Origin of the sequence: Oceanobacillus piezotolerans, from assembly GCF_003665065.1 — a bacterium.
GTDB lineage: Bacteria > Bacillota > Bacilli > Bacillales > Amphibacillaceae > Oceanobacillus > Oceanobacillus piezotolerans.
This window is the reverse complement of the sequence record NZ_RCHR01000001.1, coordinates 299,090-313,311: the sequence shown is the minus strand read 5'-3', so window position 1 is coordinate 313,311 and position 14,222 is coordinate 299,090. Positions and strand designations below refer to the sequence as shown.

14 protein-coding genes are annotated in these 14,222 nt (G+C 36.8%); 2 read left to right on the top strand and 12 right to left on the bottom strand.

Going from position 1 to position 14,222, the window contains the following annotated elements; genetic code table 11:
* Window positions 1–176: 176 nt before the first annotated feature.
* From D8M04_RS01535 to D8M04_RS01520, 4 genes are all read right to left on the bottom strand, one after another.
* The gene (locus D8M04_RS01535; RefSeq protein WP_121520727.1) at window positions 177–689 is read right to left on the bottom strand and encodes an adenine phosphoribosyltransferase; all 513 of its coding nucleotides are present in this window, start codon (window positions 687–689) and stop codon (window positions 177–179) included.
* The gene (gene recJ / locus D8M04_RS01530) at window positions 679–2,994 is read right to left on the bottom strand and encodes a single-stranded-DNA-specific exonuclease RecJ (RefSeq protein ID WP_121520724.1); all 2,316 of its coding nucleotides are present in this window, start codon (window positions 2,992–2,994) and stop codon (window positions 679–681) included. The genes D8M04_RS01535 and recJ overlap by 11 nt, the downstream gene beginning before the upstream one ends.
* 76 nt (window positions 2,995–3,070) lie before the next feature.
* Entirely contained in the window at window positions 3,071–5,344 is a 2,274-nt protein-coding gene (gene secDF / locus D8M04_RS01525; RefSeq protein WP_121520722.1) for a protein translocase subunit SecDF, read from the bottom strand.
* 64 nt (window positions 5,345–5,408) lie between these two features.
* Complete coding sequence (locus tag D8M04_RS01520) at window positions 5,409–5,702, bottom strand: post-transcriptional regulator (RefSeq protein ID WP_121520720.1); 294 nt, start codon at window positions 5,700–5,702, stop codon at window positions 5,409–5,411.
* 107 nt (window positions 5,703–5,809) lie between these two features.
* On the opposite strand from D8M04_RS01520, the gene spoVB reads away from it, so the two are divergent.
* Together spoVB and D8M04_RS01510 are read left to right on the top strand one after the other, a co-directional pair.
* Window positions 5,810–7,360: a stage V sporulation protein B gene (gene spoVB / locus D8M04_RS01515; RefSeq protein ID WP_121520718.1), complete on the top strand. Its 1,551-nt coding sequence runs from the start codon at window positions 5,810–5,812 to the stop codon at window positions 7,358–7,360.
* 204 nt (window positions 7,361–7,564) lie between these two features.
* On the top strand, window positions 7,565–7,942 hold the full coding sequence (locus D8M04_RS01510; protein WP_121520716.1) for a TIGR04086 family membrane protein: 378 nt from the start codon (window positions 7,565–7,567) through the stop codon (window positions 7,940–7,942).
* A 260-nt stretch (window positions 7,943–8,202) separates the two neighbouring features.
* Here D8M04_RS01510 and yajC read toward each other — a convergent pair whose 3' ends face one another.
* The 8 genes from yajC to D8M04_RS01470 form a co-directional block, all read right to left on the bottom strand.
* Window positions 8,203–8,463, bottom strand: a complete 261-nt coding sequence (gene yajC, locus D8M04_RS01505) for a preprotein translocase subunit YajC (RefSeq protein ID WP_121520714.1) — start codon at window positions 8,461–8,463, stop codon at window positions 8,203–8,205.
* Window positions 8,464–8,492: 29 nt separating this feature from the next.
* On the bottom strand, window positions 8,493–9,632 hold the full coding sequence (gene tgt / locus D8M04_RS01500; protein ID WP_121520712.1) for a tRNA guanosine(34) transglycosylase Tgt: 1,140 nt from the start codon (window positions 9,630–9,632) through the stop codon (window positions 8,493–8,495).
* A 15-nt stretch (window positions 9,633–9,647) separates the two neighbouring features.
* Complete coding sequence (gene queA, locus D8M04_RS01495; RefSeq protein ID WP_121520709.1) at window positions 9,648–10,673, bottom strand: tRNA preQ1(34) S-adenosylmethionine ribosyltransferase-isomerase QueA; 1,026 nt, start codon at window positions 10,671–10,673, stop codon at window positions 9,648–9,650.
* Between the two features lie 27 nt (window positions 10,674–10,700).
* On the bottom strand, window positions 10,701–10,898 hold the full coding sequence (locus tag D8M04_RS01490) for a DUF2905 domain-containing protein (RefSeq protein WP_342772608.1): 198 nt from the start codon (window positions 10,896–10,898) through the stop codon (window positions 10,701–10,703).
* Window positions 10,895–11,899: a Holliday junction branch migration DNA helicase RuvB gene (gene ruvB, locus D8M04_RS01485; RefSeq protein ID WP_121520705.1), complete on the bottom strand. Its 1,005-nt coding sequence runs from the start codon at window positions 11,897–11,899 to the stop codon at window positions 10,895–10,897. Before ruvB ends, D8M04_RS01490 begins: the two co-directional genes overlap by 4 nt.
* A 12-nt stretch (window positions 11,900–11,911) precedes the next feature.
* Window positions 11,912–12,517, bottom strand: coding sequence for a Holliday junction branch migration protein RuvA (ruvA, locus tag D8M04_RS01480; protein ID WP_121520703.1), 606 nt, complete (start codon window positions 12,515–12,517; stop codon window positions 11,912–11,914).
* A gap of 101 nt (window positions 12,518–12,618) precedes the next feature.
* Window positions 12,619–13,350, bottom strand: a complete 732-nt coding sequence (locus D8M04_RS01475; protein ID WP_121520701.1) for a YebC/PmpR family DNA-binding transcriptional regulator — start codon at window positions 13,348–13,350, stop codon at window positions 12,619–12,621.
* 98 nt (window positions 13,351–13,448) lie between these two features.
* Window positions 13,449–13,961, bottom strand: coding sequence for a YhcN/YlaJ family sporulation lipoprotein (locus D8M04_RS01470; RefSeq protein WP_121520699.1), 513 nt, complete (start codon window positions 13,959–13,961; stop codon window positions 13,449–13,451).
* Window positions 13,962–14,222: the final 261 nt, after the last annotated feature.

Sequence of the window (14,222 nt, the reverse complement as noted above, 5' to 3'; positions counted from 1 at the left end):
CAAATAGCCCTTTTTCATTTAGGTTATTTGATTTATTTTATCATATTATTAGCCAATAGCGGAAAGAATTAAGCAATTTGTATGATTAATTCATTATTCGACTAAAATCAACAACTTTTTTAAAAGATATAAAAGAACAGTCTGACGAAATTCGCCAGACTTTTTTCATTTGCTTATTAATAACTCATTAAGGATAATACATCATATCCATCTAACTTGTCTTTACCATCTAGGTAGCTTAATTCAATTAAAAATGCACAACCCACTACAACACCACCAAGTTCTTCAACTAATTTAATAGTTGCATCGATCGTTCCGCCTGTTGCCAGTAAGTCATCTGTAATAAGTACGCGTTGTCCAGGTTTTATTGCATCCTTATGAATGGTTAATACATTTTTTCCATATTCTAGACCATAATCCACTTTGATTACTTCACGTGGTAATTTACCTTCTTTTCGCACTGGTACAAAACCAACCCCTAATGAATAGGAAACAGGGCAACCAATAATAAAACCACGAGCTTCCGGGCCAACAATAATATCAATTTCCTTCTCTTTGGCATACTCAACAATTTCATCTACGGCAGCTTTAAAAGCCTTCCCATCATTCATTAATGGTGTTATATCTTTAAAACTAATTCCTTCTTTTGGATAATCTTTAACTATTTCAACATATTGCTTAAGATCCATTGGCTAATTCCTCCTTGGGACTATCCTTCTCCATGATGCAATTATTAAACCACCGTTTCAAATCGTCGTAATTTGAATAATACAGCACTTTCTCTAATTCCATCTTATTTAAACGTTCGCGGTATATTATCGAATCACTTAAATCCCTTTTGTCTGGGTTGGGGTTCAAAGATATTACTCCATTAGTTATTGTAACAAAACCTAACTCAAAAAACACCTGTGAAATAAAGATAACTTTTTCTCTAGTCCAGCCCTTAGTCTTTTGGATGGAGGCAATCTCCCGAGTTAAGTCGACTTTCTTCCGTTTCTTTACAAGAGCATAAAACCAAACAAATTCCTCCCTCTTAGGAAAAGTGGTTAAATATGCACTTTCTTCAACCGTATAACATGCATGGATATTTGTTGGTTGTGTTTGTTGAATGACTTGCCTGAGTTCCTCTACTCTTTTTGGTAAGTCATAGATATAAAGAACATCGGCCTTTGGCAATTCACTTATATTCATCTCATAATTTACCCAATCTTTATCCATAGAATGCTCTGGCTTTTCATGACTGATATATAATATGCGCTGATTTGGATAAGATAGTACTTCTATTCTTTTTTTTCCTCTTTCATCAAATACTTGACGTTCTTCTATCTTCATATCTTGAATCAATATTTGAACTTTCTTGATACCGTTCCATTCATTGATTCCCAGTTCTCCTACTACAGATATCGGTGTCTTTGGTGTTAAATAAGGATATAATTCCCCAAGACCAAAACCAATACCATCAAGTCTGGCTTGACTATTCGCAAATTGTATTTTTAAGTGGTTTTTCATACTGCCAATTTGTCTGACTTCAGCAGGTATCTCCTTTAATTGAAAGATTGGCTTTGGGTTCTGCATGCCAAACGGAGCTAATCTTGTGAGGTCATTTACCATTTCTATCGATATCTCCTCTATCGATAAACATTCACTAATAACGATTTCCTGTTTGAAATCTTCTTCGGATAAATCTGTATGCATATATTCACTTAATTTATCTCTTATCTGTGAAATGTTCTCTATAGGCAAGGTCATACCAGCTGCTTGCGAATGACCTCCAAAGTGAGTAAATAGCTCTCTGATTTTCATACCATAATGGAAAAAATCAAATGCTGGTATACTTCTAGCAGAGCCTTTTGCTTCTTGTTGATCTCGCTTAATGGTTAATACAATGGCCGGACGGTCATATTTCTTTACTAATCGTGATGCAACGATGCCTAAGACCCCTTCATTCCAGCCTTCCTTCGCAACCACAATCACTCCATCGTGATCTTGGTCTATCATCGCTTCTGCTTCTTTTACAATATCATTTACAATCTGCTGTCTTTGTTCATTTATTCCTTGTACTTCCAAAGCTATTTCTTCTGCTTCATCAGGATCTTCTGTCATCAGCAATTGGACCGCAAGTTCTGCATCTTGAAGTCGCCCAACTGCGTTGATTCTAGGACCAATCGAAAATCCTACATCCTCTTCTGTTATAGACCCTTCTAATTTACAAACACGCTTCAACGCATTGATTCCGTGATTTTTAGAAATAGTTAAAGCATGTAAACCATAGTAAGAGAGGATTCTATTTTCTTTTACTAAAGGTACTAAATCTGCAATCGTACCAATTGCAACAAACTCTAATAAATGTTTCGGAAAGTAACCTAATAAACTCTCAGCGAATTTAAATGCCACACCTACACCAGCAAGCTCGTTGAAAGGATAGTCAGGAGAACACTTAGGATGGATAATGGCGAATGCATCAGGAATCTCATGCTGAACTTCATGGTGGTCTGTAATAATTAAATCTATTCCTAAGTTCCTCGCTACCTCTGCTTCATGTACTGCCGCTATACCTGTGTCTACTGTTATAATTAGACTGAAGCCATTTTTACTAGCTTCTATAAATGCTTGTTCATTGGGTCCATACCCTTCTGTAAAGCGATTGGGGATATAGTAATCACAAACAGCACCTAACTCCTGTAACGTCTTCAGCATAACTGTTGTAGAACTCACACCATCTGCATCGTAATCGCCAAAGATTAGTATCTTTTCCTTATTAGCAATTGCTTGGTGAACTCTCTCTGTAGCTCTTTCAATCGATGACAATAAATTAGGATTATATAAGTTTTTTATATCAGGTGATAAAAACTGGTTTATTTCTTTCGTTGAAGTTAGCCCTCTTTGTATTAATAATTGTTTAACAATTGGGGATAACCCATTTATATCTTCTAAACTTGTTTCTTCTACATTTTCAGGTATCCAATACTTCCAATTTGACTTACTTTGTAACATAAATTCACCCCTGACTAATCTATTATACTAGAGAGAGTCAGGGGGAGCAAATACATTTCATATATTGTTGTCTTCTTTATACTTGAGGACCATCTACACGTTTTTTCTTTCTAAAATCTAAGGGTTTCGTTTTTACAGATTTTCCACGCCATACTAACCACATTTGTGATGCTAAGTATAGAGATGAGTATGTCCCAGCAATCAGTCCTACAGTTAAAGCCAATGCAAAGCTAAATATGGATTGCGCTCCTAAAATTAGGAAAGCAATAACCGCTATTAGCGTCGTAAGCGTCGTATTCATACTTCTTGTAAAGGACTGTATTATACTTCTATTGACTATTTCTGATAGTTCTTTAAAAGAACTCACCCGTTTCTTCATACGAATGTTTTCTCTAATTCGATCAAAGATTACGATGGTATTATTAATAGAATAACCCACAATTGTTAGAATCGCTGATATGATTGTAATATCAAATTCGATTTGTGTGATACTGAAAAGAACCAGCATAATGAAAACGTCATGTAATAATGCAATCAACGCTGTGACAGCGAAGAAAAACTCGAACCGTATAGTCACATAGATGATCATAAAGACAGCTGCAACAGCAACGGCATATATGGCATTCTTGACAAGCTCCTGTCCTACAATTGGAGAGACGACACTTACTGTAGGATTTTGTCCGTATTTTTCATTAAAGAAGCTCTGAACCTCTTTTATTTGGTCGTCTGATAAGACATCATCAAATCTAGTTACTGCTATCTCACTGTTTTCCCCCGATAAAACGATAGAAGTTGGTACATATCCTAATTGCTCGAATCCTTGTTCTACCTCTTCAGTGGTCAATGCAGAATCAGATACTACTTCAATACGGGATCCACTTGTGAAATCTACCCCTGGATTAATCTGTAGGATAAATAACGCAATAAGACCTATAACCACGCAACAAATGGTGAAAATAAAGAATTTATTTCGATGTTTAACGAAATTCACTTCTTTATTAAAGAGTGTTGGGGTTTCGTCTATGTTGCTATCATTAATATCCTGAATTTCGCTATTCTTGACACCCAGCCATGTTTTACGCTTAGTAAGAAAACCACTCTGTACCCATAATCCAAGTAAAAGACGTGTTCCAAATACGGCAGTTATAAAACTAACTAAAATACTGATAATCAACATAGTTGCAAAGCCTTTTACAGAACTGGTACCAAAGATAAATAACACGGCAGCCGCAATTAGGGTTGTTATATTAGCATCGAAAATAGTAGAGAGTGAGTTCTTCGTACCAGCTGAAAATGCAGCTTTAACTGATTTCCCTACTCGTAATTCTTCCTTTATCCGTTCAAAAGTAATGACATTTGCATCCACTGCCATCCCGACACCGAGAATTAATGCGGCAATCCCCGATAGAGTAAGCACACCATTCATTAGCTCGAAAACAAGAATAACTAAATAGGTATAGATGATAAGATTAATCGAAGCTATCAATCCATTGAATCGATAGAAAATGAGTAAAAAGAGTATGATTAAGGCTACCCCAATTATTCCCGCTATTATAGTTTGGTTTAACGCATTCTCACCAAATTGTGCTCCAACTGAGTTGGAATAGATCTCATTCATATGTACGGGTAGTGACCCAGAATTTATTATATCAGCCATCTGCTGGGCAGACTCAACCGTGAAATTACCACTTATCATAACATCCGTAGTGTTTAGAGTTTCTGTGACACTTGGTGCAGAGATGTATTTCGGATTCTCTTTCCCAAATTCCTCTGCGAAGGAATCTCCTTCCTGGAAATCCATCCATATAACGAGCAGATTATCAGGATAGATGGTTTCAGGATCATTCATATCCTTAATTTTACTTGTTACTTCGCCAAATTTAGCTGCATCATTGAGTCTCAAAGTTACAATCGGTTGATTGGTATTTGGATCAAAATCTTGTGACGCACTGCCTTCCTTTATATCTGTCCCGCTTAGTAGTTCATTGTCATTAACATCTCGGAAAGAAAGCTGCGCCGAAGTACCAATTAATTCTCTAGCTTGTGCTTGGTCTTCTACACCTGCAAGCTGCACCCGAATACGGTTCTCACCTTCAATATTAATAACTGCCTCGCTAATCCCTAATCGATTGACACGGTCATTTAATGTCTGAACCGTACCTTCCATTAAGCTTCTGGATATTTCCTGTCCTTCATCTACTGGTTCAACCTCATAGAGAATTTCAAATCCGCCTTGAAGGTCCAAACCTAAATTAATATCTTTCGTGATTCCTGTTATCGTTGTCCCAATCGTTATCATGAATAAAAATACGACTAGAAAAAAGGCAACGACTCTGCCTCTTTTTTTCATGAATGAATTGCCTCCTTAATCTACAGCAAATGCTGAACTTTCACTATGTATTTCTTATTTTTTACTACTCTGGATTACCTGTCAAAGCAGCTATAGATGCCATTAAATCATCGTCATCCTGGTAAGCTTTCACAGTAAGATAGCTGACATATTGATTCGAACTAAGTCTGAAAATTTCCTGTACTACCTCATGAATACGTTTTTCAGGATTTCCTTTCCAAACCTTTTCTTCTAAGCATACCCATATATCTTCAGCAGTAGCTTGGGAATAACCCATCGCTTGAAATTCATCTACTTTGCTCTCCAACACTGATTGTACCATTGGTTTCCAATCATTTACAGTCTGTATGATTTCCATTCTCCTCCTCCTCGGAGTATTCATAGTAATAGTCATGCTTGGCCACATCATTAGCATATATATATTGTATATGAATTTTTATTATTTGAGAAGGCAGGTGGACAGGAATGACCAAACAATCATTTTTAAAAGGTGCATTAATTCTTATACTAGCTGGAATGATCACTCGATTCCTAGGCTTCATTAACCGTATTGTTGTAGCCAGATTAATGGGAGAAGAAGGTGTTGGCTTATACATGATGGCCTTGCCAACACTATTCTTAGCAATGACAATCACACAATTAGGACTTCCTGTTGCCATATCCAAACGAGTGGCAGAAGCTGATGCCGTTGGAGACCATGCAAAAATAAAGCGAATTCTGATTGTTTCCCTTACCATCACTTCCATAACAAGTATTCTTTGTACGGTTCTCATGATAATTGGGGCGCCATTTCTAGCAAAAACATTACTTACGGACCAGCGTACATTATTGCCTTTAATCGCGATAAGTCCTATTATTCCTATAACTGCGATTTCTGCTGTACTACGTGGATATTTTCAAGGAAAACAAAATATGACCCCACAAAGCATTGCGCAAGTCATTGAGCAGATTGTCAGAATTACTTGTGTCGCCTTGTTCATTAATCTGCTTCTTCCTTACGGCATTGAATATGCCGCTGCAGGGGCGATGATCAGTGTCATACTAGGTGAGTTTATCTCACTTCTTTATATGATTCTACAATTTAAACGCGTGAAACGAATGAAGGTAAGAAATAATTTTTTTACTTATTTAAGATCCAGTATGGGAACGTTGAAAGAATTACTGTCCATCTCTATTCCTAGCACTGGAAGTAAAATGATAGGATCTATTTCTACTTTTCTTGAGCCTATTTTGGTTGCTCAAAGTCTAGCTATCGCGGGATTCACCACCTCTCTTGCTACGAGACAATATGGAGAATTAACTGGATACGTACTCCCACTTTTATATTTACCAACCTTTATCACGCATTCATTAGCTATTGCTTTAGTACCCTCTATTTCGGAAGCTGAGGCTAAAAACAATACCAAATTAATTCATTACCGTATCCATCAATCGATTCGAATTTCGTTCGCATCTGGAGCAATTTCCACCGTAGTAATTACACTTTTCTCGGTACAAATCTTAACATATATGTACGGTACAGATAATGCCAGCCAAATTCTTATTCTAATGGCTCCATTCTATTTATTGCTATATATTCAATCTCCCCTCCAAGCTGCTTTACAGGCCCTTGATTTAGCAAAGCAAGCAATGTGGAATAGCTTAGCAGGAGCAGTAGTTAAATTTACTGTTCTGTTCATACTCGCATCTAATCCAAACTTTGGAATTATGGGTGTAGCAATCGCTATGAGTGTTGGAGTTGTATTTATAACACTATTACATTTACTAACTCTTCAAAAAGCTATTAACTATACGATCCCTTTTAAAGACATTAGTAAAATGATTCTCCTTCTTATTTTGACTTGGGGATTAGGTAATATCTTTAAACATATATACCAGTTAATACAACCAAATATTATCCTATTCTTAGGCTTGCTGGTCATTCTTTGTGTCTTATATCTTATCTTCATTTTCTCCCTCCGCTTTATTACTAGGGAGGAATTAAAGCAGATACCTTTTTTACAGAAGTTTTTTTAGTGGAGAGATTGATTTAAGGGTTGGCTACTCTATATAATTCCAAATTTACACAGCAGCTTCATCTATGATTATAACCTTGCTCAAATCCATCCATACCTCCTTACATATGATGTTCTATGCGGAGGAGACAAATATTTCTTCTATTTTTAAAAAGTACTGAATAAGATGTCTATAACAATGGACAAAGCTTAAGGAGGAGAAGTTATGCAAAGACAGCTTTTTCATGCATTATTATTTGGATGGATATCCGTATTTAGTTTAATACTAATTTCCAGTTTAATTATTGCATTCCTTTTACGTGTCACATCTATGGACGCAAACATTTTATCTTGGGTTGCCTTATCGGTTGGCATATTATCCTTATTTATTGGCGGGCTAATCACTGGAATGAAAGGAAAAATGAAGGGATGGATTCTAGGGGCAATAACCGGTTTAGGTTTCACACTGTTTACTTTTTCCGTACAATATTTAGGATATCAGCAAGGATTTTCTGTAGAGCAGCTTTTACATCATTTAGGATATCTATTTGCGGCTATATTAGGCGGTGTAATTGGAGTTAATATAATAGGAGATGCAAAATAGAAGATTATATTAATGAATGATGTACTAATTCTCGTAAGTGCCGGTTGAAATATGACTAAAATCAAATTTACCCTATTTGTAAAAAATCGTTGTACTTGGTATGGAAATAACCATGGCCACGAAGCTATTTTGTAAGTGAAGAATTATCAAAAGATAGAAGTTATTATTGTTAAATAAAAAAAAGACAATCTTATACCATTTTGGTTAAGATTGTCTTTTTTATAGAATTCTATGTATGAATTACATAAAACCTAATTCCATTAAGATTGTTTTGCCTCACGTACTGCGGAACGATCGTATCTTAATTTTGTACCACTTTCGGTGATTAATACAATTGTACCTTCATCCAATGCATGAATGGTTGCATGTAAGCCACCAATTGTTACAACTTCATCACCTTTTTGCAGGCTATTTTGCATCTCCATTACTTTCTTTTGTCGTTTTTGTTGTGGACGAATTAGTAGAAAATAAAAGATAACAAACATTAAGATAATCGGTAATAACGATACTAGCATTTCCATGTTCTTATTTCCTCCCTTCTCTCTCTATATTAAAAGTTCTTTGCATCCGGTTTATTTAAACCATATTGTTCAAAGAATTCTTCTTTAAAGTCACCAAGCCGATCTTCTTTAATTGCAAATCGAACTTGCTCCATCAATTTTACCAGAAAATGCAGGTTATGATAAGTAGTAAGTCTGAATCCAAACGTTTCGTTGCATTTTATTAAATGACGGATATAAGCACGAGAATAATTTTTACATACATGACAGTCACAATTCTCGTCAATTGGTCCGAAATCACGTGCATACTTGGCATTTCTTACTACAAGCCGTCCGTTTGAGGTCATACACGTTCCATTTCTAGCAATTCGGGTTGGTAACACACAATCAAACATATCTATACCACGAATTGCCCCATCAATCAAGGAATCTGGTGAACCTACTCCCATTAGATATCTTGGTTTATCTGAAGGAAGCAGTGGTGTTGTAAATTCTAATACCCGATTCATAATATCTTTCGGCTCTCCGACAGATAGTCCACCAATTGCATATCCAGGGAAATCTAATGAAACTAAATCCCTCGCACTTTGCTTACGCAGGTCTTCGAATTCTCCGCCTTGAACAATTCCGAATAAGCCTTGAGTATCTGGACGTTCATGGGCAGCCAGGCAACGTTCTGCCCAGCGAGAGGTCCGCTCTACAGATTGTTTCATGTATTCATGTGTCGCTGGATATGGCGGGCATTCATCAAACGCCATCATGATATCTGAGCCAAGTGCATTTTGAATATGCATTGCCTTTTCTGGTGATAGAAATAGCTTGTCACCATTTAAGTGATTTCGAAAATGTACGCCTTCTTCTTTAATCTCTCTCATATCACTTAAACTAAAAACCTGAAAACCACCTGAATCTGTTAAGATAGCTCCATCCCAATTCATAAACTTATGAAGCCCGCCTGCTTCTCTAATAATGTCCTCCCCAGGCCTTAGCCATAAATGATACGTATTGGAGAGAATAATTCTTGCATCCATTTGCTTTAATTCTTCTGGACTCATTGTCTTTACCGTGGCTAATGTACCAACAGGCATAAAAGTAGGCGTGTCGAAGGATCCATGAGGAGTATGAACTCTCCCCAGTCTTGCGCCAGTTTGCTTATCTGTTTTTATTAATTCATATCTAATTGGTTGCATCTTCTACTTCCTCTTCTACAGTATTAACATCGCATCGCCGAAGCTGAAGAATCGATATTTCTCTTTTACCGCTTCATTATATGCTTTCAGTATTGTTTCCCTATCCACCAAGGAACTTACCAACATAATCAGTGTTGATTTAGGTAAATGGAAATTGGTGATTAATCCATCTATTGCTTTAAATTCATAAGGAGGATAGATAAAGATATCTGTCCATCCACTTGTTTCGACAAACTTACCATGATCTCTGGCAATAGTCTCTAGAGTTCTCGTTGATGTTGTACCAACAGAAATTATCCTGCCGCCAGATTGCTTGATATTATTTAGTGTTTCTGCAGTTTCTGCATTCATTTGATAGAACTCTGAATGCATTTTGTGCTCTTCGATACTGTCTGCACTAACAGGGCGAAATGTTCCTAACCCAACGTGTAATGTAATGAACGCAATAGTTACTCCCATTTCCTTAATTTCCTGAAGGAGTTCTTCAGTAAAATGGAGGCCAGCTGTTGGTGCTGCAGCGGAGCCTTCCTCTTTTGCGTAAACCGTTTGATATCTATCCTTTTCCGAGAGTTGTTCTTTAATATACGGTGGTAATGGCATTTCTCCTAATTGATCTAAAACCTCATAAAAAATCCCATCATAAGAAAATTCCAGTATTCTTCCACCATGGTCTTTATATCCTTTGCAAGTCGCCTTTAGCATCCCATCTCCAAACACAAGCTCTGTTCCAACCTTAACTTTTTTCGCAGGCTTTGTTAGAACCTCCCATGTATCGTTTTCTTCCTGATGAAGTAAAAGCACTTCTATTTTTGCCCCAGTATCTTCTTTAACGCCATAAAGCCTAGCTGGAAGAACCTTTGTATCGTTTAATACAAGACAATCTCCTTCTTTGAGATACTTCACAATATCCGTGAAATGCTGGTGCTTAAAATCCCTCGTCTCTCTATTTACTACCATAAGTCTTGATGATGACCGGTCTTTTAATGGTGTCTGAGCGATTAGTTCCTCTGGTAAATGAAAATCAAATTGTTCAATATCCATGATGAATCTCCTAACTATCCTTTAATCCTATCTAAACCTTGATATTATCGTAAAGATTATTGTCAATATAATGCTTACCACAATGGAAGTCATAAGAGGAAAATGAATCTGTATATTTCCTACCTTAAATTGTAAATCACCAGGTAATTTCCCGATAAAACTCCAAAGCAAACCAATAATGAGAAAAACAATTCCTAATATAATAAACAGTTTTCCCAAATTCACGATTCCTCATGCCCCTTCAGACCAAAATGCGCATATGCTTTCTGTGTCACAATTCTGCCACGGGGAGTACGTTGAATAAATCCAATCTGTAACAAGTAAGGCTCATAAACATCTTCAATAGTTTGGGCTTCTTCCCCGATCGTTGCTGCAATTGTTTCCAATCCAACTGGACCTCCGTTAAAGCTGTCAATAATTCCTTTAATCAGCTTGTGATCAGTATGATCTAAGCCAACATGATCGACCTGCAGCATACTTAGTGCCTTATCAGTTGAGCCGATACTAATCTCCTCTTCGCCTTTCACTTGAGATATATCACGAATTCTTTTTAATAACCGATTGGCAATCCGTGGTGTTCCCCTTGAACGGCGTGCTACCTCCATAGCTGCTTCTTTCGATATCGATGTATGGAAAATTTCTGCTGTTCGTTCCACAATCAAACATAAATCCTGTGTTTCATAAAATTCCAGTCTGCTTAATACACCAAACCGATCTCTTAAAGGTGCCGTTAATAATCCAGCTCTGGTTGTTGCTCCAACTAAGGTAAACGGCGGCAAATCTATTCGAACGGATCGTGCACTGGGGCCTGTTCCTATAACAATATCAATAAAAAAGTCTTCCATTGCTGAATATAGAACCTCTTCCACTGCTCTAGGCAAACGATGGACTTCATCTATAAAAAGAACATCGCCCGGCTCTAATGAAGAAAGAATAGCTGCTAAGTCTCCTGCTCTTTCAATGGCAGGACCAGATGTGGAGCGAAACTGAACACCCATCTCATTAGCAATGATGGCAGCAAGTGTCGTTTTACCCAGTCCTGGGGGTCCATATAATAAAACATGATCCAATGGCTCCTCGCGCATCTTAGCCGCTTGAATAAACACACTTAAATTTTCTTTCACTTTGTGTTGACCGATATATTGATTTAAGGTTGTTGGACGTAAACTATGTTCTATTGTGATATCTTCTTCTCTTATTTCTCCAGTTACCATACGTTCATCCAATTCATCAACCCCCTACTTTTTCATAAGTAACGCTAGTGCTGTTCTTATTAATTCATCGACACTCTTATTTTTCTCTTGATTTAACTGAGGTAAGATGGATTTAATTTCTTTATCAGAATAACCCAGTGCTTTAAGTGCTTCAGTCGCTTCATTCACCATTCTCATTTCTTCCTCTTCTTCTAATTGGAAGATACCTTCATTAGGGGTAAGCGAAAGAACAGTGTTTAATTTTCCTTTTAAATCCAATATGATCTGTCTTGCGGTCTTTTTACCTACACCAGGAAAACTAGTCAGGAATTTATCATCTTCTCTTTCAATTGCACTCACAAACCCATCAATATCTACTGACCCTAGGATCGCTAATGCACCCTTAGGTCCAATTCCAGAAACAGAAATTAGCTTAGTAAAAAGGTATTTCTCATCTTTATTTTTAAAGCCGTATAAGATTTGTGCATCTTCTCGCACATGATGATATGTATGGATCTGGATTTCTTCGTTAATAGATGATTGAAAGACAAACGGGTTTGGACAGTGAAGCTCATAACCTACCCCGTGGACATCTATGATAATCGATCCCTCTTCAATCGATGACAAAACACCTCTAATATACGCAATCATTTTGTCCGCTCCTATTCTATTCTAACACCATTTATGATAATGAATAAACTTCTATTTCTAATAAGAAATAGAAGTTCTATGCTAATCATATCATGTCTTAATTAGTTTGCTTCTTCTAAATTATGATGAATATCTTGAACGTCCTCATTATCTTCTAATGTATCAATTAGATTCGCCATTTTTTCAGCGTCTTCTTCCGATACAGCATTATAATTCTGAGGGAATAATGTGATTTCGCTTTCCTCAATCTCAAAGCCTTTTTCAGTCAAATAAGAGACGACTTCCTGAAAGCTTTCAGGCGCAGTAAAGATTTCATAGGCTCCGTCTTGCGTCACTATATCATCTGCACCTGCTTCAAGTGCTTCTAGCGTAATTTCGTCCTCATCAATATTACCTTCTTCATTGGTGATTAAAATATAGCCTTTACGATCAAACATAAACGAAACACTGCCGTTTTCTCCTAGATTACCACCATTTTTCTTAAATGCATGCCTTACGTCGGAGGCTGTACGGTTTCGATTATCTGTTAATACGTTAACGATGACAGCTACACCACCAGGACCATATCCTTCATAAGAGAATTCCTCATAATTAGCACCATCTAAGTTGCCTGTTGCCTTTTTAATTGCGCGATCTATATTATCATTTGGCATGTTGTCAGCCTTTGCTTTATCTACAGCTGTCCTGAGTGTGGCGTTTGTTGTTATATCTCCTCCACCTTGTTTAGCAGCCGTGTATATAAGTTTTGCATGGCGCATAAAGATTTTTCCCTTTTTCGCATCTTGAGCGCCTTTTCTCTTTTGAATGTTATGCCATTTAGAATGTCCAGCCATAACGATACTCCTCTCAACAATATCCTTTCTAACTATATCAAAAAAAAGGAAGATAGAAAAGTATAACCCATTCCCGCAAAATAGCTCATGAATAGTTGTTACTCTCCAAAGTCCTCCATTGTTTTGCCATTCTCATTTGATTTCGGCCTTGCATTTTGATCTTTATAATAGTCCCATGACACGTCATCTGTATAGACAATAATTTCTTTATTAATGTTAGGAAGTATTTGTTTAATTTCTTTTTCTATATCCTCTTTGCTAATCGTATGCTTTGCTTCTCTTAGAATAACGCCAACAATTATTCTCTCTTGCGTTGATGCAACCTGGACTTGAATAATATCCTTATGCTTTCTCAATTCTTCGGTAAGAAGCAAACTTTCATCGGTCGTATGTGGATCCGAATATTTATCTTGATTACTTGCAGAATTTAATCCTCCATCGCGGTCGGAAGTGTGGTTATACCCATAAGGTGTACCGGTCTCTTCTCTATTATTTTGGTTTTTAATTTGTAATGTATCATTTTCTTTATTATCTTCTTCTGTATGCTGCCCAACTCCACAGCCTGCAAGTGAAAATAACATCAAAAGATTTAAACCGATTATTTTTAACATAATAACCCTCCTTAATTATAAAATCCGCAAGTGGGAGGGTATTTAATCTGGTTAATTAAGGTATATTTAACGCTGTAGCTGGTACACCGGCTTAACGTCGCTTGTATACACATACTCGGGCACTATAAAGACTATATCTTTCCGGGAAAAGTTTAAGAGAAGAAATTGAGTTAGCAAAGAATAGTGTGAGGAGTGGAGTGAGTGTCTAGAGCCTGGTTCGTGCTCGAGGAAGTTATATCTTTTAATACAAAATGTCAGTGG